General features: G+C 70.9%; 14 protein-coding genes. 4 read left to right on the plus strand and 10 right to left on the minus strand.

The window, feature by feature from the left end; translation table 11 throughout:
* Positions 1 to 12 precede the first annotated feature (12 nt).
* A complete protein-coding gene (gene glsA, locus OG259_RS09095) occupies positions 13 to 1,344 on the plus strand; it encodes a glutaminase A (protein WP_328941791.1) in 1,332 nt (443 codons plus the stop codon).
* A gap of 57 nt (positions 1,345 to 1,401) precedes the next feature.
* Here glsA and OG259_RS09100 read toward each other — a convergent pair whose 3' ends face one another.
* The 7 genes from OG259_RS09100 to OG259_RS09130 form a co-directional block, all read right to left on the minus strand.
* Positions 1,402 to 1,836: a DUF7144 family membrane protein gene (locus OG259_RS09100; protein WP_328941792.1), complete on the minus strand. Its 435-nt coding sequence runs from the start codon at positions 1,834 to 1,836 to the stop codon at positions 1,402 to 1,404.
* A 224-nt stretch (positions 1,837 to 2,060) separates the two neighbouring features.
* Positions 2,061 to 5,447, minus strand: coding sequence for a S8 family peptidase (locus OG259_RS09105; RefSeq protein ID WP_328941793.1), 3,387 nt, complete (start codon positions 5,445 to 5,447; stop codon positions 2,061 to 2,063).
* A 202-nt stretch (positions 5,448 to 5,649) separates the two neighbouring features.
* A complete protein-coding gene (locus tag OG259_RS09110; protein WP_328941794.1) occupies positions 5,650 to 6,681 on the minus strand; it encodes a helix-turn-helix transcriptional regulator in 1,032 nt (343 codons plus the stop codon).
* A gap of 80 nt (positions 6,682 to 6,761) precedes the next feature.
* Positions 6,762 to 7,799, minus strand: a complete 1,038-nt coding sequence (locus tag OG259_RS09115; protein ID WP_328941795.1) for a helix-turn-helix domain-containing protein — start codon at positions 7,797 to 7,799, stop codon at positions 6,762 to 6,764.
* Positions 7,800 to 7,979: 180 nt separating this feature from the next.
* Positions 7,980 to 8,615, minus strand: a complete 636-nt coding sequence (locus tag OG259_RS09120; protein ID WP_328941796.1) for a hypothetical protein — start codon at positions 8,613 to 8,615, stop codon at positions 7,980 to 7,982.
* Positions 8,615 to 12,313 (minus strand): S8 family peptidase, encoded by a 3,699-nt coding sequence (locus OG259_RS09125; protein WP_328941797.1) that lies wholly within the window; start codon positions 12,311 to 12,313, stop codon positions 8,615 to 8,617. The genes OG259_RS09120 and OG259_RS09125 overlap by 1 nt, the downstream gene beginning before the upstream one ends.
* A gap of 405 nt (positions 12,314 to 12,718) precedes the next feature.
* On the minus strand, positions 12,719 to 15,073 hold the full coding sequence (locus OG259_RS09130) for an LPXTG cell wall anchor domain-containing protein (protein WP_328941798.1): 2,355 nt from the start codon (positions 15,071 to 15,073) through the stop codon (positions 12,719 to 12,721).
* 201 nt (positions 15,074 to 15,274) lie between these two features.
* Between OG259_RS09130 and OG259_RS09135 the strand changes: the two genes are divergently transcribed.
* From OG259_RS09135 to OG259_RS09145, 3 genes are all read left to right on the plus strand, one after another.
* Positions 15,275 to 15,823 (plus strand): hypothetical protein, encoded by a 549-nt coding sequence (locus tag OG259_RS09135; protein ID WP_328941799.1) that lies wholly within the window; start codon positions 15,275 to 15,277, stop codon positions 15,821 to 15,823.
* Between the two features lie 325 nt (positions 15,824 to 16,148).
* Positions 16,149 to 16,721 (plus strand): RNA polymerase sigma factor, encoded by a 573-nt coding sequence (locus OG259_RS09140; protein ID WP_328941800.1) that lies wholly within the window; start codon positions 16,149 to 16,151, stop codon positions 16,719 to 16,721.
* A gap of 47 nt (positions 16,722 to 16,768) precedes the next feature.
* Positions 16,769 to 17,137, plus strand: a complete 369-nt coding sequence (locus tag OG259_RS09145; protein ID WP_443051937.1) for a hypothetical protein — start codon at positions 16,769 to 16,771, stop codon at positions 17,135 to 17,137.
* A 148-nt stretch (positions 17,138 to 17,285) separates the two neighbouring features.
* Here the strand turns inward: OG259_RS09145 and OG259_RS09150 are convergent, their stop codons facing one another.
* Genes OG259_RS09150 through OG259_RS09160 form a run of 3 tightly spaced genes read right to left on the minus strand, consistent with a single transcriptional unit; the run spans position 17,286 to position 23,267 of the window.
* Entirely contained in the window at positions 17,286 to 20,165 is a 2,880-nt protein-coding gene (locus OG259_RS09150; protein ID WP_328941801.1) for an NHLP bacteriocin export ABC transporter permease/ATPase subunit, read from the minus strand.
* Position 20,166: 1 nt separating this feature from the next.
* Positions 20,167 to 22,467 (minus strand): NHLP family bacteriocin export ABC transporter peptidase/permease/ATPase subunit, encoded by a 2,301-nt coding sequence (locus OG259_RS09155; RefSeq protein WP_328941802.1) that lies wholly within the window; start codon positions 22,465 to 22,467, stop codon positions 20,167 to 20,169.
* Positions 22,464 to 23,267, minus strand: a complete 804-nt coding sequence (locus OG259_RS09160; protein ID WP_328941803.1) for a biotin/lipoyl-containing protein — start codon at positions 23,265 to 23,267, stop codon at positions 22,464 to 22,466. The genes OG259_RS09155 and OG259_RS09160 overlap by 4 nt, the downstream gene beginning before the upstream one ends.
* Between the last annotated feature and the right edge of the window lie 120 nt (positions 23,268 to 23,387).

Here is a 23,387-nt window from a genome sequence, read left to right on the forward strand (position 1 = left end):
AAGGATGAGCGCATGGTGAAACGTGTCGTGTTCGACGCAGTGAACGCCGTGCTGGCGAACCTCTGCCGTGAGTTCCGTGAACTGAACAGCGGGCACGTCGCCACGTACATTCCGCCTCTGGCGCGGGCGGATCCCGCGGACTTCGGCATGGCGCTGACGAGTGCGGACGGGCATCGCTATCAGGCGGGCGAGGCGGACAAGCCGTTCACGATCCAGTCGGTGTCCAAACCGTTCGTCCTGGCGCTCGCGCTGACCGAACTCGGCGCGGACGAGGTCTTCCGCCGGGTGGGGGTCGAGCCGAGCGGCGAGCGGTTCAACGCGATCAGTCTGGATCCGGAGACGGGCCGGCCGGCGAACCCGATGATCAACGCGGGGGCCATCGCGACCACCGCCCTGGTGCCGGCCGCGAGTGCCGAGCAGCGGTTCACGCGGATCCTGGAGACGCTGGGCCGCTTCGCCGGGCGGTCCCTGGACGTCGATGACGAGGTCTACCGCGCCGAGGCGGCCACGGGCGACCGGAACATCGCCCTCGCGCACCTGATGCGCGCGGCGGGATCCCTCGCCGGTGATCCGTCCGGTGTGCTGGACGTCTACTTCCGGCAGTGCGCGATCCGGGTCACCGCCCTCGACCTGTCGGTGATGGCCGCGACGCTGGCGAACGGAGGCGTCAACCCTGTCACCGGCGCGAGGGTCGTCCCGGAGCCGGTGACCGTGCAGGTCCTGGCCGTCATGGCGACATGCGGGATGTACGACGGTTCGGGCGACTGGCTCCTGCGTGTGGGGCTGCCCGCGAAGAGCGGCGTCTCCGGGGGGTTGGTGGCGGTCAGGCCGGGGCGCTCCGGAGTCGGCTGCTACAGCCCCCTGCTGGACGCCGCCGGGAACCCCGTCCGCGCGGTCGCGGCGCTGGCCGAGCTGTCGCGAGAGTTCGGGCTCCATCTGATGCACAACCCCCCGTCCGGCGCCCCGACGATCATCCGCCCCGGCCTGAGCGACGGACCCGACGAAGCCGCTTGGCGCCAGGCCGGAGGCGGGACGGCGCCCGGCGATCTGCCCGCATGGGTCGCGGCGCAAGGAGAGCTGGACTTCACAGCCGCCGAACAGTTGGTCTACGCCCTGGCGGAGCGGCTGCCCGAGGTCGGCCGTGGGCGCGCCGTCATCGACCTCGTGCGCGTCACCGCCGTCGACGCGGCCGCCGAAGGTCTCGTCCGCGTCGTCCTGGACCGCCTCACCGCCATGGGGCACCGCATCGGTTTCGTGGGCGACGCCGCGGTGCCGTTCAGCGTCGAAGGGACCCTGCTCGCCTCACGGTCCGCAGCCGTCGAGTGGGCACGGCTGCCCTCGTGACCGGTGCGTGCACGGGCCCCTTCGCGCCTCGGCGGTCCGCGACCGCGGGATGAGGGATCACGCCGCTCCGGTCTTCCGGAAGGACGTGTCGTCCGTGGCCAGCGCCCAGACCACGACGATCGAGACGGCCATCGAGAAGAGTGCCCACCAGGGGTAGTAGGGCAGGAAGAGGAACTGGGCGACGGCGTTCAGGGAGGCGAGTGTGATGCCGCCCATCCGCCCCCACTCGGAGCCCTTGAGGATTCCGGCGCCGGCGAGGGCGACGAGGATGCCGAGGATGAGGTGGGTCCAGCCCCAGCTGGTCAGACTGAACTCGAAGACGTAGTCGCCGACGCGGGTGTAGATGTCGTCCTTGGCGATGGCGACGATGCCCTGGAGGATGTCCAGGATACCGATGACCACCATGAGGACACCGGCGAACAGGGTTCCGCCGGAGGCCTCCGTGGCGCCTGAACTGGCTTGGGGCGGGCGGGGTGCGGTGTTCTGGCTCATGGGCTCATCGTCCGGCCGTCGGTCCGGGAGCGATCGTTCAATTGCTCCGAACGGGTGAGCCGGCGCCCGGCTCGCACCGTCGCGAGGACGTACGCACGCTCGTGCCGAGGGGGCGCCGGCTCCGCTGATCACGGGTGGGAGCAACGGGTGGGAACAACGGGTGGGAACAGCGGATGCCCGGCCGGGCGGCCCCCGCTCGGAGACCGCCCGGCCGGACCGTGGGGTTACCGGACGTCGTAGGCGCGGGTGATGGTCTGGGTGACCGCGTTGCCGTTGGCGTCGGTGAAGGTGGCCTTCGTCATGACCTGCTTGCCGGTGGCGCCGGTGTGGTCGAGGACGGCCGTCCACTTGCCGCCCAGCTGCTGCGTCGGCGCCTCGGTCCAGGTGGTGCCGCCGTCGTAGGAGTAGGACAGCGAGGCCGCCGTGATCGCGCCCGGGGTGTACCCGGCGTGGCCCTCGACCGACAGGCCGACCTTGATGCCGCTCTGCGCGGGCAGCGTGTTCAGGCCGTCCACCGGCAGGTCGTACGCCGGGGAGAGGATGGGCAGACCGCGCGAGTAGACGTCCGGCTCGCGGTGGGAGCGGAAGCTCCACGTGGTGGTGGCCGAGGTCGAGCGCAGCCAGTTCCGGTCCCCGGTGAGGATCTTGTCCAGCTTCTGGGTCAGCTCGTACGCGGAGTCCTCGTCCGGCACCTCGAAGACGCCGTACGGATCGACGCGGGTGCCGATCCGCTCACCGTTTCGCTTCAGCACCAGGTTGCCGAGGTCGCCGAACGATCCGCCGTAGGTCCAGTGGTCGCCGGAGCCGTCGATCCAGAGCGCGTTCTGGAAGCCGATCAGGTCGCCCTGCCGCTCGGCGGCCAGCATCGGCTTGCCGGCCGCGTCGCGCGGCGCACCCGGCCGCAGGGGGCCGCCGTACCACTCCTCGGCACTGCGCTGCCCCTCCCGGTAGGTGCGCTCCTGGTCGCCCATGAACGCGGCGAACGGGAAACTGGTCATCGCGCCGTGGTACCAGGAGTCGTCGCCGGTCGTGTAGTACGCGGTGCGGATCCCGGGCGCCTTGACGTTCCTGAACGCGGCGACGGTGACGAAGCCGCTGTCGCCGCCGGAGGGGCGGACGTGCAGCGAGTCGAGGTAGTCGGCCTCCTTGCCCAGGGCCTTCCAGGTCTCCCTCACCTGCGCCAGCTTGGCGTCCTTGGGCCGGTAGACCTGGTCGGAGTGCAGCGGACCCTGCGTCGGGTACGACAGGTTGTAGACGTACGGGGAGCCGCCCTCGGAACCGATCGCGCGCCAGGTGGAGCGGAACTCGAAGGTGCCGTTGCGCGCGCGTCCGTCGATGTCCGCGTAGAGCTGGTGAATGCTGTTCGGGATCACGAGCGATCCGCCTGCCTGCCACGTGTCGTCCCAGGTGCGGGCGTAGCTGAGCGTGGTGCTGTCCGGCGTCGAGGGACGGTCGGTGCGCAGGCTCAGCCGGTGGGCCTCGCGGGCGTCGAGGACGACGGTGGTGTCACTGGTGATCCGGAACTGCGGCCGCGCCAGGTAGCTGAGCGATTCGGTCGTGTTGCTCGCGTCGTACGACGCGACGAAGCTGCTCAGGGCGTAGTCGCCGGGCCGCAGGCTGAACGTCTGCTCGGCCGCACCCGCGTTGAAGCGCCGCTCGCCCTTGTCGATGTCGAGATTGACGAGTTCCAGGGAGGAAGGGCCGGTCGCGGGCTTGCCGTCGCGGTCGATGACCTTGATCCGGAGCGTGACCGTCTCCGGCTGGACGTAGAGGGTGAAGGGTACGGAGACGTGCGTACCGCCGCCGGTGGCCAGGATCCGGCCGGTGACCGCACCGTACTGGGAGTCCTTCAGGCGGGCGGTCGGGTCGATCCGCAGCGGCACCTGAACAGTGGCCCCCGCGGGGATCCTCACCCTGGTGTCCTCCAGCTTGGCGATGCCGGAGTGGATGTCGCTGCCGTCGTTGCCGTGCACCCCGCTGACCCTGAGGTTCAGGGTGAGGTCGCTGTCGCCGGTGTTGGTGAAGGGGACCTGCACGGTGGCGCGGTCCGAGGTGTCCTGCGGCCAGTTGTAGCTGCCGGCCTGGACGGCGGGCGCGGAGAGCACCTTCTGGTCGACCGCGCCGAGCACGTCCAGCACTCCGGCGCCGGTCTGGTCGGCGCCCGCGATGTTACCGCCGGTGCGGGCGGAGGAGACCAGGGCGGCCTTGAGCTGCTGCGGGGTCCAGTCCGGGTGGACCTGGCGGAGGATGGCCGCGGCGCCCGCGACGTGCGGGGTGGCCATGGAGGTGCCGGACATCGAGCGGTAGGCGTACACGCCCCGGCCGCCCGCGCTCGCGGCCGAGATGCCGACGCCGGGCGCGGCCATCTCGGGCTTGAGGGTGCGCGTGACGGCCACCGGTCCGCGGCTGGAGAACCACGCCGTGGTGTCGTCGCGGTCGACGGCGCCGACGGTCAGCACGTCGGGCACGCAGCCGGGCGAGGAGACGGTCTCGGTGCCCGAACCGGCGTTGCCGGCGGCGACGACGAACAGCGAGTCGCTGCTCTGCGCCAGCTGCTTCGTGGCCTGGGCCACCGGGTCCGTGCAGTCACCGATCGTGGCGTTGCCCAGGCTCATGGAGACGACGTCGGCCTGCTGGTCGACGGCCCACTGCATGCCGGCGATGACCCAGGAGTCCTGACCGTAGCCCCCGTCGTTGAGGACCTTGCCGACGAGCAGGGAGGTACCGGGGGCGACGCCCTTCATGCGGCCTTCGCTCGCCGCTCCCGACCCGCCGACGGTGGAGGCGGTGTGCGTGCCGTGGCCGACCAGGTCGTCGGTGGTCCTGGAGTCCGTGAAGTTCTTCGACGCGGTGACCCGGCTCGCCAGGTCCGGGTGCTCGGCGTCCACGCCCGTGTCGAGGACGGCGACCTTGGTGCCCTTGCCGTCGTACCCGGCCGCCCACGCCTCGGGCGCGTGCACCTGGGCGGTGGACCGGTCGAGCGTCGCTTCGACCTTGCCGTCCAGCCACAGCTTCTTCAGCGTGGCGGCGGAACGCGAGCGGGGGTCGGTCACGTCCTGCCAGAAGGTGGCGGCGGTGTCCTTGTCGGCCTTGAGCGCGACGCCGTCCACCGCCGGGAGGGCGAGGCCCCGCTCGGCCCCGCGTGGAGCCGGCGGTGCGCTGTCGAGGACGTTCACGCCGGGCAGGTAGGTGGCGATGAGCGGCAGCGCGTCGGTGTGCGCGTCGTCGTATCCCTGGCGGATGAGCCCGGTGACGTTGAACAGCTGCTCGTCCACCGTGCCGTCGGCGATCGCCTGGGTGGCGCCCTCCGGGTAGACGTAGAGGTCCTTGCCCGTCTGGTAGGTCTGGACGGTCGGCTGCGTGCCGTCCTCGCGGGGCAGGACGGCCGCGGAACTGCGACCCGACGGGTCCGTGGTCACCACGATCCTGTCACCGGTGACGAGGGTCACCGTGGCCTGCTTGCCGCCCGTGGCCGCGGACCCGCTGCCGACGATGGGCGTCTTGCCCGAGGCACCGTCAGGCGGGGTGTCCGCCATGGAGGGTGCGACCGCGGTGACGGTCAGGACGGCGGCGGTGGCCGCGCCCAGGGCTGTACGCGTTATGGAGCGCATGAATCTCCCAGTGGAAACCGTGAACGTGTCGGGATGCAGCTGCAGCCTGGCAGACACACGGATCGCCGAGGGATGCCGGACGTGGCGGGTTCCCCGCATGGCGGTCACCCGTCACGCGCTTGCATCCGGTAACGCTTCACACCGCGGGAATCGGGGGCGTACACCGGTCAGTCACACCCGTGGCCCTTCGGCCGACGACGGGTCAGAGCCAGCCCGCACGCGCGGCGTGCCAGCCGAGTTGCAGACGTGAATCCGCTCCGGCGCGGTCCATCAGGCGGCGGGTGCGTCGCTCCACGGTGCGGATCGAGACATCGAGCTGCGAGGCCACCCTCCGGTCGGAGACCCCCGCGAGCATCAGCGCGAGGACCTCCAACTCCCCCTCGGTCGGCCGATCGTCGGCCACCGGCTCCGCACGCACACCCGTGGAGGTGTCGAACAGCGGCCGGGCCTGGGCCCATTCCCGCTCGAAGAGCTGGACCAGGGCCGTCAGCAGACCGCTGCGGTGCACCACGATGGCGCTCGGCTCGGCGCCGGAGTCCGCCATGTCCAGCGGCACCATGGCACGCTCCCGGTCCGACACCATCATCTTCAACGGCAAGGACTCGGCCAGGCGGATCTCCAGGCCCGCGGAGATGCCCTCCCTCACGTCCCTCCCCACGCCGGGACCGTCGAGATAGTCCTTGGTGGCCACGACCCGGAAGTCGACTCCGCGGTCCAGTGCGGAACTCTCCGAGATGTCGGCGTCCTCGCGGGCCACCGCGCTGGGCTCCCCGACGAGGAACATGAGCAGCTCCCGCTGGGCTCCGCGCTGCAGCTGGTGGAACCGGTGCGCGACCTGCTCCCTGCCGACCACCACCTCCACGACGCTGCCCGCCGGATGCGCGGCGGTGCTGCGGTACTGCTCGGTCAGCATCGTGAACGCGGCCTCGGCCCGATGAAGCGCGTTGCGCTGCTCGACGAGAAGCGGGGCCAGGGCCACCGAGGGCGGGGTGAGCCGATAGCGGGCGGACGACCGGGCGGACCCGCTGCCGCCAGAGGGGTCGGGCACCCGGTCGCCGCCTTCGGTGGCGACCACCACGAGCCCGCGTTCCGACAGGTCGAGGAGGACCCGGGCGACCGCGGACTCCCCGAGTCCGGTCTGGCGTACGAGCTCATGCGCGGAGGCGGTCGGGCGGGCCAGCAGTGCGGTGTAGACGGCCTCCTCGGCCGTCCCCAGTCCCAATGCCTGCAGCATCCAGCGCCTCCCTCGGACGGCCGCCGTCCCCCACCCTGACGCAGCTCGGGCGGACCGAGCGGAATCTTCTCGGCCGGACCCTATCCCACGGCCGGGACGCCGCCCTGTGCCGGTTCGCCCGGTTCGGGAGGCTGTGCGTCCCGCTCGTCCTGGAGCCAGCCCAGCCGTGCCGTGTGGAAGCCCAGCTGCATGCGGTTCTGCACGTTCGCGGTATCCATCAGGTGACGGATCCGACGCTGCACCGTCCGCAGGGAGGCACGCAGCTGGGTGGCGATCGCCTGGTCGGTGAGGCCGGTCAGCAACAGGCTGAGGATCTGTGCGCTGAGATCGTCGATGGCCGGCGCGCTCCGCAAGGCGCCCGCGGTGGTGACGAACTGCGTCGCCTTCGCCCATTCCGCCTCGAACAGCGCGATCAGCGCGTCGAGCAAGCTGCTTTCGTGCACGAGCAGGGCCCCCGCCTTCGCGGCATTGGCCGACCCGAGGAGTGGAACGATCGCCAGCTCTCGGTCCACGATGAAGAGCTTCAGTGGAACGGTGTCGGCGATGCGGACCTCCTCTCCTGCGGTCCGCGCCTGGATGATCTCGTCGAAGGACGGAACTCCCCCGTCGAGCATGCCGCGTTCGAGCACCACGCGATACCGGACACCGCGCTCGATGATCGCGTCGTCGGTCATGTTGCCGGAGGAGAAGAACGGCGCCTTCACCAAGTTCATGATCTCTTTCCGCGCGCCGAGTTGGACGCGTCCTACGCGCTCGCGGACGGCCTCGTCGCCGTGGACCACGTCGACGACCTCCGCCGCGCCGCGCCCTCGGTTGGCCGCGCGGTAGGTCTCGTCGAGGGAGTCGAGTTCGAGTTCCGCCAGATTGAGCTCGTTCTGCCGCTGGATCAGGAGCGCCCGCAGTGCCGCCGCCGGTGGGGAGGCGACGAACCGGGTGGCGTCGCCGAGGCTGCGCCCGACGAGCCCCCGGCCTTCGAGCCTGCTGAGGACGCGTACCACCTGGCGGGCGTCGCAGCCGACGAGTTCGGCGAGTCCGGTGGGAGTGGCGGAGGCCACCGAGACCAGGGTGCGGTAGGCGTCCGCCTCTTCGGGGGTGAGTCCCAGCACGTCTGACAGCATGGTGCGCTCCAGCCCTCCACATGTCTGTCGATACTTCGGCCTGTCGTCGAAAGGTCTGAGCGGACCGCCTCTGTCCGCATGCGTTCGGCTCGTCCGATGACGCGAGGGACGGCCGGGGGCGCCTGTGTCTCCCGCCCCCGGCCGCGACCCCTCAGGTCGGTTCACCGCTTCAGCGGTGCCTCAGCGCAGTCGGTACGCCTGGGGAATGGTCTGCTCGACGGTGTTCCCCGCGCTGTCGGTCGCGGTGACCCGCAGCGCGACTCCTTCGGGAGCCTTGTCACGCCTCGGGTGCGGGACGCGCGCCGAGAAGGTGTTCTGCTTCTCGGCCCGAGTGCCGACCCGCTGCCAGGTCTTGCCGCCGTCGAAGCTGGCCTCCATCCGCAGACCGGTCACGGTCGGCGGCCTGCTGAGCCGATCCTGGTAGTAGCCGGTGACGGTGACGGGGTGGGACCCGCCGGCCTCGGAGGTGTTGTCCAGCCCCAGGCCCAGGTCGTACCGCAGGAAGATCAACGGCTCCGGACGGCACACACCGGGATCCTTGACGACGGCGTCCGCGACGCACGGCTGGGACGTCGGCGTGTCGGTCTTCGTCGGCCGGTCGGACGTGTACTCCCACGCGGTCCTGACCCCGTTGGTCTCCGCCTGGAACGTGTAGCGGGCCGATTCCGCCGGCAGGTCGTACGCGATGACGTCGGCCTTGCACCCCACCAGCGCGAGCGTCGCCACGGCTGCCGCCGCCGCCAGTTTCACCGTCCGGCGCCATCTCGATGGTTCGGCCGCGTTCATCGGGTCGGTCTCCTTTCCCATGTCGGTCATCACCGCCCGCTCCTCGACGTCAGGTCCGGCACCGCGCCGGGCTCACCGAGCTCGAAGACGAACTCGACGGGGTGAAGCTTCTGCGGGAGCTCGTGGCCGGCGCCGTCGAGGAGGCTCACGCCGCAGGCGGGGGGCTCACAGGCCTGGATCTCGTAGATCAGATGGGCGACGCCCGTGTCGTCGAGCATGCCCATCATGGCCTGGCGGCCGCCCCCGCCGCTGGTCAGGTACAGGGTGGGCCAGAAGCGGTCGCCTTCCCGGCAGCCGGCGCACGGCAGACCCGTGGCGAGGGTGAAGCCCGACTTCGTGCGGGCCTGGGGCGCCGCCCCGGGAAGGGTCGGACCCGCGTTCCAGTCGATCGTCTTCTTCGTGCCGAGCACCAGGTCCTGCGTCTCGTTCGGGCCCGACGGTCGCGCCACGGACGGCGCGAGATAGTCCCTGGCCGACAGCTCGAAGCGGTCGATCGCGTTGCCGTCCCGCGGCCCGACCAGGGTGGTGAACTGCCGTTGGCTGTCCGGCTTGGGCAGCATGATCTCCTCCGTCACCGGGCCGGACTCGGTCATCCGGTTCCAGCTGAAGTGGGGAACCGCGCCGGGCCGATCGGCGTGGAGACGGTGGTCGACCCGGTCCAGATCCCGCGTCTGGACCTGGTACGGCAGGTTGCCGGGAACCCGATCAGGGGAGCCGAAGGCCAGGGCGTAGGCCTTGGACACCTCTCTCTGGCCGCCGAGTTCGATCTGGACGCCGGACTTCCCTGCGCCCTCGATCCGCCGGATCAGCGTGGCGCCCTCGACCGGGGGTACGGTCACGATCGGCAGCGCCGCGTACGGATCGACCGGCGGGCAGTCGTCGGGGCCGTTTCCGCACTTGTACTGCCGGAACGACTCGTACTTGAGCAGCGCGACCCGATCGGTCTCGCCGGTCACCAGCACCCCGGCCGCGCCTGCGGCGGCAGCCGCCGCCACTCGCTTGCGCAGTGCGGTGAAGTCGCAGGTCGTCCCGCAGATGTCGGTCGGCTTCAGCAGCACCAGCGCACCCTTGGCGTCGACCTTGGCGAGCTCCTCGGCCGAGCCGGTGCCCGCGTGGACGACGGTCTTGCGCCCATGGGTGGGCAGTCGGGGAATCGCCGACCGCACGAGGGTGGTCACCGGCTTCCCGTCCTGGAGCCACTTCTGGTTGCCACCGTTGATGGTGGTGTCCGGTGTCGCGTAGCGGGCGCCCAGATCGAACGAGTCGCCCTTCCCCGTGACCTTCATCGTCACCGCCGGCGGCACCAGGACGTGCCGGCTGTCGAAGGCGAGCGTGCCGAGGCTGACCCCACCGGTCGGCAGCACCCACCAGTGCGGCTCACCGGGACCGTATTCGGTGGACAGCCCCGCGGTGATCCCCCAGGCGCCGTCCACGGAGGTCCGTTCGACCTTGAAGTTCGCCTGGTACGTCTCGGTCCGCTCCGGGGTGTTCACCCTGACCGGCTTGAGCTTCCGAAGGTCCAGCTCCACCGCGGTCGCCCCGGTGATCTTCACCTCCGGTGCCATGGGCGGTGCCTGGTGCAGCTCGCCGGCCGCGTCCCGCCACGTCACCGGGACGGCCGCCACGACCGTGCCGGCGAACACCCGTGCCGTGATCGTCTCGCCGCCCGGTGCGGTCAGCGGCTCCTCGTACAGCTTCTGCTTGTCCTCGTCGACCGGGACGATCAGCGCGTCGCCGTACGACACCTCGGTGGCACCGGCCGGGGGAATGACCTTGATGGTCAGGTCGTGGCGCATCGGCTCCACGAACGCCGAGAGCCGCGACGATCCCAGCAGTGCGCCGGCGCCGTCCTTGGCGGTCAGGACGCCGTGGTATCCGCCGTACTGCCCTGAACCGTCCACCGTCCTGCCGTCCATGGTCACCGTCACCTCGGCCGAACCCTTGGCCGGTACGGTCACCTGGTCGGCGCTGAGCGTGAACAGCCCGGCCGGTGCGGAGCCGCCCGAGGAGGCTGCCGAGGCGGAGAGCGTGAGGGTGATCGGCTCGTCGGTCCAGTTGGTGTAGGTGATCGTCCTGGACACCGGCGAGTGCGGGTACATCGCCCGTCCGAAGTTCAGGTTTCCGTCGGGGACTATCCTCGGATCGACCGCGCGGGCCACGTCCACCCGGCCCGCGCCCTGCGCGTACGGGTCGTGCCCGAGGTCCCGCGAGGTCCCCATCAGCAGGGCCTTGATCTGCCGCCCGGTGAAGTCCGGGTGCTGTTGGGCGACGATCGCCGCGGCACCGGCCATGTGGGGCGTGGCCATGGAGGTGCCGCTGGCGGACGTGTAGAAGTCGTCCACGGGTGTGCCCATCGCGGTGCCCTTGGCGCGGGCCGCGGCGATGGCGACGCCCGGAGCCGCGATGTCCGGCTTGGCCGCGCCGTCCCCGAGGCGGGGTCCGCGACTGGAGAACCTGGCCATCTGGTCGCTCTTGTCCACGGCCGCGACGGTCAGGGCCTCGTCGGCGGCGCCCGGCGATCCGACCGTCTCGGGGTTGGGGCCGGCGTTGCCCGCGGCCACGACGAACAGGGTGCCGTAGGTGCGGCTGAGCCTGTTGAGCGTGGTGCTCAGGAGGTCGGTCCCGTTGGTGGGCTGGCTGCCGAGGCTCATGTTCACCACAGGGGCACCGGACTTGGCGGCCCATTCCATGCCGGCGATGACCGCGTCGCCGGCGCACCTGCCCTCGTTGTCGCACACCCGGCCGATGGCGAGCTTGGCACCGGGCGCCACACCGCGGCGCAGCCCGTCGGAGGCCTTGCCCGTGCCGGCGATCGTGGACGCCACGTGCGTACCGTGTCCGTGTCCGTCCACCGGACCGTTCGGGCTGCCGGTGAAGTCGACCGCCTCGACTATCCGGTCGGCGAGATCGGGGTGGGTGGCGTCGATGCCGCTGTCCAGCACCGCGACCTTCACGTTCGAACCGTCGAAGCCGCGCTCCCAGGCGGCGGGCGCGCCGATCTGCGCCACGGACTTGTCGAGTTCGAGCCTCGTCAGCTGGTTGAGCCACACCTTGTCCACCCCGGCCAGCGGGCCGGTGGCCCGGGAGGCGGCGGACGTGCCGGTGTCCTTCTTCCGTACCTCTCGCCACCACTGGCCATCGCCCTTGATGGCCATCGAGCGGGCGTTGATGCTCGGCAGGACGTTCTTGGCCGTCGTACCGGTGACGGTCGTCGCCGTCCGGGCCCGGGCCGTTCCGGTGTACGTGGCGATCACCGGGACCTCGCCGGTCGTGCCGGCGGCCGCCCAGTCGGCCAGCTTGGCGAGGTTGAAGAGCTCCCAGTCCAGCAGGTCGGCGCGGAGCAGCGGCAACGCGTCGTCCGGTACGACGTAGACCTGGTCGTTCCGGGTGACGGTGTGGAAGGCGACCGACTCGTGCCCGGGCCGTGCCGCGGGCTCGATCCCGCTGACGACCGGGCGCCGGTCCTCGGTGACGCCGATGCGCACCTTGTCACCGGTCACCAGCGTCAGGGGCACGTTCGCCCGGTTTCCGTCGGCGGCCTGGAGGAGGCTCTCGCGGACAGACGGGGGCAGGCTCAGTTCGTGGGAAGCGGGGGTCGAAGCGGGGGTCGAGGACGGAGTCCGGGTCGGAGTCGGGTCGGGGGCACTCGCCGCAGTGCTCGTCATGACCGTCCCGAGGACGGTGATGCCGACGACCGCGGTGGCCAACAGGCGCCCGGAACGCCTCATCGTGACGCCTCCGGGGATGCCGTTCCATCGGATTCGCCGTGAAAATGGCACGGGGGATGCATGAGCGTCTCCTACTCATCGTCGAGAGAGAAGTACTTGCCGCATTCGACAGACACGTTCGGGCTCAGCACGGGACCGGGGCAACCGGCCGGCGGTGGCGGGTCGGCTTCATGTCACAAACCCGCCACCGCATTCGGCCGGGAACCCGACGGAGAAGAGATCTCCGATGTTTCCGGCCTTTCCAGGCGGTCGCCGATTTCGGCAATTCGGAGAAACAGCAAGGCATTTGATGGCGACTCCATGGGGGTCCGAGGCCGGGCTCTTCCGCCCCGGCATGCGGGAGGGGCCCTTCCCGTGGACGGGAAGGGCCCCTCTGCTGCGCGGTGCTGAAAGGTGCGGTGCCGGTCAGCTTCCGCTGTTCGCCCGGCGGCGGCGCCACCAGACGAGTGCGCCGCCCGCGGCGATCGCTGCGGCCGCGATGCCGCCGATCAGGCCCAGGGGCGTGCTGCTGCCGGTGTCGGCGAGGTCGCCGTCGGGGTCCTTCGGACCGGGCGGGGTGGTGGCCCCGGGCGACTGGCTGGCCGTCGGTGCCGGATCCGTCGGGGCCGGGGTCTGCGTCCCCGTACCCGTCGGGGTCGGGGTCGCGGTCTGGGTCGGCTCCCCGGTTCCCGTGGGGGTGGGAGTGGGACTGGGGGTGCCGCCATCGGAGTGTCCGGCGCTGTTTCCGCCGAACATCAGATAACCCTTCTTGTTCGGATCGTCGGCGAGCGTGTCGACCGCGTATCCGACCGTGCGGGGCTTGTAGCGCTGCTCGGTGCGGAAACGCACCGGGTTCATGTTGCTCTTGGGCTGCTTGGAGAAGTCGACCCCGCCCACGGTGTAGACGTAGACGTCCTCGCCGTTGGACCACTGGTACTTGAAGGTGCCTTCGGTGAACGCCTTGTAGTAGCGGACCCAGACCTGCTTGCCGGTCCAGTCCTGATGCGGCGCGCGCAGCGCCCAGCGCTTCACGTCGTTGCTGTTGATGATCCTGCGGTACTCGTCGGGCATGTCGGCGGCGTTCTGACGGACCCACTCGGCGGCGACGCGGGCGGTGTAGACGCGGCGCAGGTCGGCGTAGTAGTCCCCGTTGTTGACCTTCTCCGAGACCAGGGGGGTGATGTACTGGTCGAGGACGCGGTCGGACTGCTGCGTCTCCGCCTCGGTGAGGTCGCAGCCCTTCCCGCCGGGCGGCTGTGTGGTGGTCTCCTGCGGCACCGTGGACAGCTTCAGCGGGGTGTCGAGGATGTGGATGCCGCCGTCCTGTTCGCGCACGACCGCGGTCTCCGGCTCGATCCAGTAGCGGAATCCGGCCCAGCAGGGGAAGCCGTCGCGCTTGGGCAGGGCGTTCATGAAGTTGCGGCCCGCGTCCGTCTCCGGGTCCATGGCCTTGAAGATGTCGTGCTTCAGCTCCAGGTCCGCTTCCAGGAGCACCCGGCCCGCGTCGGTCTTGCCGAAGTCCTTGTCGATGATGCGGTTCGGCTCGTCCGGGTTGAGGTTCACCCAGAACGTGGACGGGTCCAGGGCGAGCCAGGTGAAGAACGCGTCGGAGATCAGGTTGCCCTTCTCCTGGCCGCCCCACCCGGCCGCGTACTCGTCCTCCACCGACTTGGCGGAGAACGCGTAGTCCAGTCCCTTGCCGCTCTTGGCCTTGCCGATGTACCTCAGGTCGAGGGTGGTGAAGTCGATGCCGCCGAGGCCGCGGTTCATCAAGGAGCGCTGTCCGGTCTTGCCCAACCGGTCGAGCTGCTCCTTGAGGGTCTGCGGGTTCGCCGGGGACTGGTTGATCACCTGGTTGCCGGAGCCGCGGGACCCGGTGGAGGTGCCGTTGCCCGGTGACATCGTCGTACCGTTCGCGCGGTACGGGCCGTTCTCGGTGCCCTTGGGCGGCAGTCCCCTGTGGTGGGACTGGTAGTCGTAGGTACGGAGCCGGTCGCGGCCGAGCGCGTCCTTGCCCGCGCTGTCCTTCAGCTCCTTCATGAAGTTCTTGGCGTCGCGGGTCTGGTTCTCGGCGAACACATAGGTGTACTTGTAGGAGCGCCAGCCCGGGTGCTTGGCCCACGCCCGGTCCGCGGCCTTCTCGCTGGCGGCGGGGCTGCCGTTGGACTTGACCTCCACGATCTCCCGGGTGCGCTTGTTGTAGGCGTCCGGCCGGCGCAAGTGGCGGTCGCGGGGGTTGTCGGGATCGACGAAGTAGAACTCCTTCTCGCAGATCCAGTCCGGGCCGGTCAGGCCCATCTCGCGCACGACCTTGGCCATGAAGGCCTTGCCGCGGGCATCGTGGCCCTGGTTCGGGATGTAGACCTTCGCCAGGTAGTCGCCGAAGACCTTCCACCGCTTCTGCGCGTTGAACCGGGCGTAGATGCGCCGCGGGTCGCTGTGGTCGAACTTCTTGTAGTCGGTGCCCGCTGCGTCGAGCTCGGCCTGGGTCGGGTTCAGGCCGTCGAACTGGAGACCAGGGTTGGTGTAGTCGTACGTGTCCCAACGGTCCACCGCACGTGAGGCGTCCCCCTGGGGCAGGCCGCCGGTGGGGACGTTCTTCACCCCGTACATCTCGTCGCAGCGCTTGCCCGGCTTCGGCCGCGGCAGCGGCGCGGCTTCGGCGACGCCGGTGACACCGACGACCGGCTGGCCGGTGACGGTGATGACGGTGGCACAGGCGAGCGCTAGCAGGCTGTTCCTGAGCGCACGCCAGCGGCGCGCTATTCGTGCTGGCTTCACAGTGCTCTCCCCGGGAGCCCCACGGGTTCGGTTCCGGCTGTGTGACGCCAGGGCCCCCGTTGCTCATGTCGGCGCCGCACAAGCGGTCCGATCCTAGGGCCGAGCTTTGCCGCCGCAATGCCATTTCGTCGGCGTGGCATGTGTTAACTCCGTGCAGATCACTGATTCTTGCCGTGACATCGAGGGCTAGGCTTAGCGGCCGTGAGCGATGACATCTGGGATCACGAAGACGAGGACGAGTACGCCGTCGCCGAGCGCATCGACAGGGCGCACGCCGACAACCCCCGCCTGACGGCGTGGCTGGGCGAGCAGCGGGGCCGCTTCGACGAGTGGAGCCGCCGCCACGGCGGTGGATGGGACTTCGACGAACGCTCCCTCGACCGCATGGAAGCCCTGATCCGCGAACACGTCACGTCCGTCGACGACTTGTTCGTCCGCGAGCACACCCCGATGATCCAGACCGCCTGCTGGTACGTCGGCGAAGTCCACAACCGCACGCGCGGCACCCAGTGGCGCATGGACCCCGACCCCGCCGACAGCCACCCCTGGTCCCAACGCCCCTATGTCATCGTGCCCTTCGCCCGTCTGGACGAGTACCGGGACCCCGAGGGCATCGACTACGACGCCCGCCCCCAGCACCATCCGCTCAGCAGCTTCCTCGCCCTCCTCCGGGAGGGCCCCACGTCCGGCCCGGCCTCACTGCGAGGCGAACTGGACGACTACGAGCCCGGCGACGACGACGGGGAGTGACGCCGCGCACCCTCGCGGGCGGCGGTGGTCGTCGTCGCTGTGAGTGGCGCCGACGGGTTGCTATCCGATGTCCTTGGAGCCCTTCTCGTTGGTGTCGAGACGAAAAAGTTCGGCCGGAGGTGAATCCTCTGGGGACCTCGCCGTCTCTTATGTGTGTACCGGCCGAACGGCGCCGGCAGAACACAGGAGAAACACCATGGTCACGGCCATCGTCGTCATCGGAGTCCTGCTCGTGGGCGCGTGCAGCTGGCACCTCATGCGCCGCTTCAAGAGCCGAAGCTGACGAGTGCCTCCGCACAGGGCACCCGCCAGGTATGAGTAGCACATGAACCAACGTTTCTCCTGGCCGGACGAGCGACTGATCAAGGCCGCTCAGGACGGCGACGTCACGTCGCTCACCACCGTCGTCATGGAATCGCAGCCGCATGTGCGCAAGTTCGCCAAGTCGCTGTGCGCCTCGCCGCAGGATGCCGAGGACGCCGCGCAGGAAGCGCTGATCATCCTCTACCGGAAGATCGGCTCCTTGCGGGCCACCGGCGCGCTCGCCTCGTGGATGTTCCGGATCGTGCGCAACGAGTGCCTCCGGCAGGTGCGACTCCTCGTCTCGCGCAATGACGAGCCGTCGGCCGAACCGGAGGCGTCCCCGGAACCGTCCGCCGAGGAGGCGGTGCTGCACCGGCTGGAGGTGGAGCGGATCGCGGCCGCGGTCAGCGCTCTGCCCCGCGACCAGCGGCAGGTCCTGATCATGCGGGACGTACAAGGCCTGCCCGGCAGGACCGTCGCTCATGCGCTCGGTCTGAGCACCGCCGCGATGAAGTCGCGGCTGCACAGGGCCCGCGCGACGGTGCGCGACGCCCTGGAAGCGACCGAAGAAGCATCCGATCGAGCCGCCGCGTAGGCGCCCGATCGAGACATCGACCACCCAGTCGGAGGAGAGTCACGACCGTGAACACAGTGAAGCCCGCACCGGACGTGGAGATCCGGACGACCGTGCAGTCCGCGGCGCCCGACTTCGCCAGCAAGTCCGTCCCACGCCACCTGGCGCGCGGCGTCATCGGCTTCGGGCTGATCATCGGCTCGATCGCCATGGTGCCGGTCGCCGGCCCGGCCACCCTGCTCGCGGCCCCGCTGGCCCTGATCGCCTTCCGCGGTTGCCCCACCTGCTGGATGGTCGGCCTGGCTCAGACCATCTCCCGTGGGCGTCTGGAGCGCCAGTGCGTGGACGGCGTCTGCACGCTCACCAAGGCGCACCCGGCGGCGCAGCCCGCCGGGGAGCCGAGCGTCGACAGCAAGGTTCCGGCCGCTTCGCGGTGATCGGGCCACGGTCCGGACCGTGCACGGCGAACCCGCGAACGCCCGATCCGCCGGCTTCTCCGCGGCCTCGGCCCCGGGGCGGCCGGCGTCCCGGGCCCGGCTCGACCTCCGCCCCCTGTCGACCGTCCCGGGTCCGGCCGGGCGCCGATCAGCCGAGCTGGCGGCGTACGAGCTCGTGGAACGGGCCGCTCGTGTCGGCGAGCAGCTCGGCGGGCGGGCCCTGCTGGGCGACCCGTCCCTCCGCCATCACGATCACCCGGTCGGCGTCCATGACCGTGGACAGCCGGTGGGCGATCACGACACGGGTGGAGCGCAGCGTGCGCGTCGACTCGATGACCACGCGCTGGGCCTCGTTGTCCAGGGCGCTGGTGGCCTCGTCGAGGAAGAGGATGCGCGGCTTGCGGATGAGGGCCTGCGCGATCATCAGCCGCTGGCGCTGACCGCCCGAGACGGTGCCGCCGCCGTCGGACAGCATGGTGTGCATGCCCATGGGCATGGCCTTGATGTCCTCGGCGAGACCGGCCATGGCGGCCGCCTCCCACGCCTCCTCCGGCGGGTACGGCTCGGCCCCGCGGATGCAGTCGAGGATCGAGCCGGAGAACGGTTGCGCGTTCTGCAGGACGACGCCGCACTGACGGCGCACGGCCGCCCGGTCGAGCGCCGCCAGATCCTGCCCGTCGTACAGCACGCTGCCCGCGACCGGCCGGTCGAAGCCGATGAGCAGCCGGAGGAGGGTCGACTTGCCGCAGCCGCTGGCTCCGACGATCGCGACGAACTCGCCCGGCCGCACCCGCACCGACACGTCGTCCAGGACCAGCGGACCGTCCTCGGTGTACCGGTAGGACAGGTTCCGTGCCTCGACTCCCCCGGCGAGCACACCCGGCCGCGTGCTGGAGCCGCGTATCTCGGGGGTCTCTTCGAAGACCGGCCTGATCTGCTCGAACATCGGCTGTACGGCGGCGGCCGAGATGAGCGCACCGGTCAGCTGGGTGACCGAGGACAGCAGGATCGTCACGGCGGTGCTGAAGGTGAGGAACTCACCGGCGGACATGCTGCCCCGGGCCGGGCCGGCCAGCAGCATGAACATCACGAGCATGCACAGCGGCCCGCAGACCGCGTTGAGGACCGTGATGACGTTCTTGATCCGGCCGATCCGCTGCTGCAGTTCCCGGGTACGGGCGAACTCCCGCGCCCAGGCGGCGTAGGCGAAGCTCTCGGCCGCGGCCACCCGCAGCTTGGGCAGGCCGCGCAGGGTCTGGAACGCCTGGTTGTCGAGCTTGTTGCCGAGCCTGAGCAGCTGCCGCTGGTATCGCAGCTGCCAGAGTCCGAGCCCCAGGAAGAGCGCGGCGATGACGAGCAGCATGGCGAGCGCGGCCATCGCCAACGGCACGCTGTAGAAGAGCAGCAGGACGAGGTTCATCGTGCCGACGGTGCCCGCCTGCAGACAGACCGAGCCGATGCCGGACAGCACGCTGCGGATGGAGCTGATCCCCATGGCCGCGCTCGCCAGTTCACCGGTGGAGCTGCCGGCGAAGAACGTCACCGGCAGCCTCAGCAGCCGGTCCCAGACGGCCGGCTGCAGGGTGGCCTCGATTCGGCCCTCCATCCGCAGGATCGCCATGTTCTGCAGCAGCATGAAGGAGGCCGACACGACGCTGGTCGCGATGAGCGCGAGCGCGGTCTGCACGATGAGGCTGTCCTCGGCCCGCGGTACGTACTCGCCGAGGACCTTGCCGGTGGCGAGGGGGACGAGCGCGCCGAGGCCGACCGCGACGAGACCTCCGACGAGGAGGCTCCGCAGATCCCCGCCGGTCCCGCGCAGGCTGAAGCGGAGCAGCCGCAGGAGGCCCGGCTTCCCGTCGGGCAGGGGGCGGTAGAACATGACGGCGCTCGGTTCGAAGGCGTCCTCGTCGGCGGAGCCCACCCGCTCCCGGCTGCCGGTGGCGGGGTCGACGGCCTCGTATCCGCCGCGCCGCCACAGCAGGGCGACCGGTGCGCCGTCCTCCTCGCGCCGCCCCACCAGGGGCCCGCTGTCCTCCCGCCACCAGCGGCCGTGGAGCCGCACGGCGCGGGTGCGGATCCGCGAGGCGAGCGCGATGCGTTCGACGGGGTCCGTACCTCCGGAGTCGGCGCCGGTCCCGACCGGTTCCGAGAGGGCGATGCCCGCCTCGCGCGCGACCAGCCGGCACACGGCGAAGACCGCGTCGTCGCTCGCGCCGCGCCGGGCGGCCCCGCGCGACCGGTCGCCGGAGCGGCCGATCGAGGCGAGCAGCGCCTGGTCGGCCTGGGTGCGGGCGGCCTCACCGGCCTCGATGCCGGCCGCCGTGCGGTCCTCGTGGGCGCGCTCGACCTGCTCGATCCAGTGGTCCAGGGCGTACAGCAGCCGGTACTGCTGGTCGACCATGCCCTGCCACATCGCCCCGTCGACGAGGAGCGCGCCCGCCGTGTCGTACCCCTCGTACCCCTCGTAGAAGGCGCCGTACTGGACGCTGCCCGGGGTGATCTGCATCCACAGGATGTCGTCGTCGGCCGCGGCCGGTGCCGCGGTGGCGCGGCTCTCCAGCGGCGCCTGGTAGAGGACGCGCAGGCCGCGCCCGATGCCGAGGGCGAAGGCGTTCTCCAGCGGGCTCAGGGGCACCTCGGAGACGTCGCCGTACTGCTCGGAGCCGTACTGCCCGTATCCATACTGCCCGGATCCGTACTGCCCGGATCCGTACTGCAGCTCGCGCAGTTCGATGCGGCGCAGCAGACAGCCCGCCAGGGGGCGGCCGATCAGGGTGTGGCCGGGGCCTTCGGCCGGGCCGAGCAGCAGCGTGCCCGGTTCGAGGCGGCCCAGGAAGTGCCAGTGGCCCTCCTGTGCCGCGTCGATCGCGAAGAGGTCCAGCGCGCCCTCGACGACGAGCCACAGGACGAGCGGACCCTCCAGGGACAGGCTGCGCGTGCTCGTGCAGTCGACGGGCGAGCCGAGTCCGCCCAGGGCGGCCACGACCGGATCCACGGCGACGTGTGGGGCGTGGGGGGACGTCACCTCAGTGCTCCTTGACGAGTTCGGCGTACGCGCCCCGCGCGGCGAGCAGGTGCTCGTGACGCCCGCGTTCGACGACCGTGCCGCGTTCGAGGACGACGATCTCGTCGCTGTCGCGCACGGTGCTCAGCCGGTGGGCGATGACCACACAGGCACAGCCCCGGCGCCGCAGGTTGTCGATGACGAGCTGCTCGGTCGCCGCGTCCAGAGCGCTGGTCACCTCGTCCAGGACCATGACGCTGGGGCGGCGCACCAAGGCCCTCGCGATCTCAAGGCGTTGGCGCTGGCCGCCGGAGAAGTTGCGGCCGTCCTGCTCGACCCGGCTGTGGATGCCGCCGGGGCGGCGCGCGATCACCTCGTGGACGGCGGCGTCCTCCAGGGCGGCCACCACCGCCTCGTCGGGGATGGAGGGGTCCCACAGGGCGACGTTGTCGCGGACGGTGCCCTCGAAGAGGAAGACGTCCTGGTCGACGAAGGAGACGGAGGCGGCGAGCGCGCCGCGCGGGATGTCCTCGATCCGCATGCCGTCGATGCGGATGGTGCCCTCCCAGGGGGCGTAGAGCCCTGATATCAGCCGCGAGACGGTGGACTTGCCGCTGCCGGAGCCGCCGACGAGCGCGACCTGCTGCCCTGGGCCTACGGAGAGCGAGAAGTCCTGGAGCAGCGGCGCGTCCAGCGGGCTGTAGCCGAAGGTGATGCCGTCGAGCAGCACATGGCCCTTGAGCCGCCGGGTGGCGGCGGGCGGCTCCCGCCGTGAGTAGATCGGGTCGACGGGGAAGTTCTCGACGTCCTTGAGGCGGGCGACGTCGGCCGCGAAGTCCTGGATGCGTCCGGCGACGCCGTTGAGGCGGGTGATCGGCGCGGTGAAGCTGGTGACCAGGGCCTGGAAGGCGACGAGCAGGCCGACCGAGAGGTGCCCCTCCACCGCGCGCAGGCCGCCGATCATCAGGATCAGCGCGCTGTTGAGCGCGGCCAGGGTGGGGGCGACGACCGCGAGCCACATGCTGGGCACGCCGAGGCGTTGCTGTACGTCGAGGGTGACGGCGTGCTGGCCCGCCCAGCGGCGGAAGAAGCCGTTCTCGCCACCCGTGGCCTTCATGGTCTCGATGAGCTGCAGGCCGCTGTACGAGGTGTTGGTGAGCCGGGCGTTCTCGGCGCGCAGCTTCTGGGTGTCGGTGGCCCTCAGGTGGATCACGATCCGCATGGCGACGACGTTGAGCAGGGCGATGCCGATGCCGACGACCGTGAGTTGCGGGTCGTACGTCCACAGCAGCACCGCGTAGAGGACCACGACCACCGCGTCGACACCGGCGGCGGCGAGGTCGCGTGCCAGCGTCTCGGCGACGGCGTCGTTGGACTGCAGACGCTGGACCAGGTCGGCCGGGTTGCGCTGGGAGAAGAAGGTGACGGGCAGTCTGAGCAGGTGCCGCAGGAAGCGGGCGCTGCCCAGGGTGGAGGAGATGATGCGGCCGCGCAGCAGGTTGGCCTGCTGCACGGAGGTGAGCACCGCCGTGAGCACCAGGGCCGTGGCCATCGACGCGAAGAGCACGCCGAGCAGGGACGTCTGCTCCCCGATCAGGAACATGTCGATGTACGTGCGGCTCAGCGCGGGCACCGCCGCCCCGACCGCGACGAGCAGGAGGCTGGAGAGCACGGCTGCGAGCAGGGTGCCCGACGTGCCGCGCAGCCGGGCCGGCATGGCGCCCATGACGCCGGGCCTGCGCCCGGTGCGGCGGAAGCCCTCGCCGGGCTCGAAGGTGAGCACGACTCCGGTGAAGCTGGTGTCGAACTCGTCCATCGGGACGAACCGCCGGCCCTTGGCCGGGTCGTTGATGTACACGCCCCGGCGGCCGAGGCGGCGTCCGATGCCCTCGAAGACGACGTAGTGGTTGAACTCCCAGAAGAGGACGGCCGGGGGGCCCACGCCGGCCAGCGCGGCCAGGTCCATCTGCATGCCCTTGGCCTTCAGGCCGTAACCGCGCGCCGCCTTGAGGAGGTTGCTGGCGCGGGACCCGTCGCGGGAGACCCCGCAGGCGATGCGCAGTTCCTCCAGGGCGACGAACCTGCCGTAGTGGCCGAGCACCATCGCGAGTGCGGCGGCGCCGCACTCAACCGCCTCCATCTGCAGCACGGTGGGGGTGCGTACGGGGCGGGGGGTACGGCCCTTGGGGACGGACGGGCGGCGCCGGGGGTTGCGGCCCGCCGGTTCCGGGCGGCGGCGCCGGGTGCCGCCCTGGGGCGCCGGGCGATGGCGCCGGTGTCCGGTGGACGGGAGCCGGGGGGTCGTGTCGGGCGACGCGGTCACGGAAGCAGCCAATCGACGGGGCGCTGCGCGGCGAGGTGGACGGTTCCGGTGACGGGCGTGGTGGAGTCGACGGCGTACGGGGGCCCGTCCGCCGAGGACCACCGGTAGCCGGACGTGGTGGCGGAGCGTTCCAGCTGGACGAGCACCGCGACGGGGTCGCCCTGCCGGGCGAACTGCGCGGCGAGCCTGCTGTCGCCGAGGAAGCCGCTGATCTGCGCCTGCGTCTGGGGGGCTCGGCCGACCGCCTTGACCCGGCCGCGCAGCACGCCGAACCGTTGGCGGGGCGCTGACTGGACGCCGAGGTCGACCTGGGCCCCGACGGGGATCGCCGCGCCGCTGCCGCCGGGCACGTAGAGCATGGCGACCAGCGGGTCGTCCTGGTTCCTCACGCGTTCCACGGTCGCCACGTCGGCGCCGGTGGTGACGACGAGACCGGTCTTGGCGAGGAGGCCGGTCACCCGCCCACGTTCGACCACGCTGACCTCGCGGTCGCCCTTCTCCGTCCGGACCGTGAGGAGGGGGGCGCCCGGGGACAACAGCTGGCCCTCCTCGGCGAGGACCTCGGTGACCTGTCCGGCGTACGGGCTCTGCAGGAGGTAGCTGCCCTCTGCGCGGGTGAGGACGCCGGGCGCGCTCAGCTTGGGGGACACGGATCCGGTGAAGGCCCAGAAGGCCGCGGCGGCCATGACGACGACCGTGACGGCCAGCACGAGCCGGCCGGGCGGACGCGCGAACCGTACGGGCAGGTCGAGTTCTTCGGGCGATTGCAGCTTGGAAAGCGCCTTCTGACGGAACTGCACGGACTCTTCCTTCGACTGCATTCTTTACAGGGCTGCCGAATTGACCGGCCGAAGCCCGTCGGCCAAGGGCGTGACGGGCATCCGTGAACCCCGGAACGGGAAAGAGTTCCGGGGTTCACG

It is taken from the genome of Streptomyces sp. NBC_00250 (genome assembly GCF_036192275.1).
GTDB lineage: Bacteria > Actinomycetota > Actinomycetes > Streptomycetales > Streptomycetaceae > Streptomyces.

What these genes read in the sequence shown, in the direction of transcription:
- glsA (WP_328941791.1), top strand. Translation starts at nt 13, where the DNA reads ATGGTGAAACGTGTCGTGTTCGACGCAGTGAACGCCGTGCTGGCGAAC.
- OG259_RS09100 (WP_328941792.1), bottom strand. Translation starts at nt 1,836, where the DNA reads ATGAGCCAGAACACCGCACCCCGCCCGCCCCAAGCCAGTTCAGGCGCC.
- OG259_RS09105 (WP_328941793.1), bottom strand. Translation starts at nt 5,447, where the DNA reads ATGCGCTCCATAACGCGTACAGCCCTGGGCGCGGCCACCGCCGCCGTC.
- OG259_RS09110 (WP_328941794.1), bottom strand. Translation starts at nt 6,681, where the DNA reads ATGCTGCAGGCATTGGGACTGGGGACGGCCGAGGAGGCCGTCTACACC.
- OG259_RS09115 (WP_328941795.1), bottom strand. Translation starts at nt 7,799, where the DNA reads ATGCTGTCAGACGTGCTGGGACTCACCCCCGAAGAGGCGGACGCCTAC.
- OG259_RS09120 (WP_328941796.1), bottom strand. Translation starts at nt 8,615, where the DNA reads ATGACCGACATGGGAAAGGAGACCGACCCGATGAACGCGGCCGAACCA.
- OG259_RS09125 (WP_328941797.1), bottom strand. Translation starts at nt 12,313, where the DNA reads ATGAGGCGTTCCGGGCGCCTGTTGGCCACCGCGGTCGTCGGCATCACC.
- OG259_RS09140 (WP_328941800.1), top strand. Translation starts at nt 16,149, where the DNA reads ATGAACCAACGTTTCTCCTGGCCGGACGAGCGACTGATCAAGGCCGCT.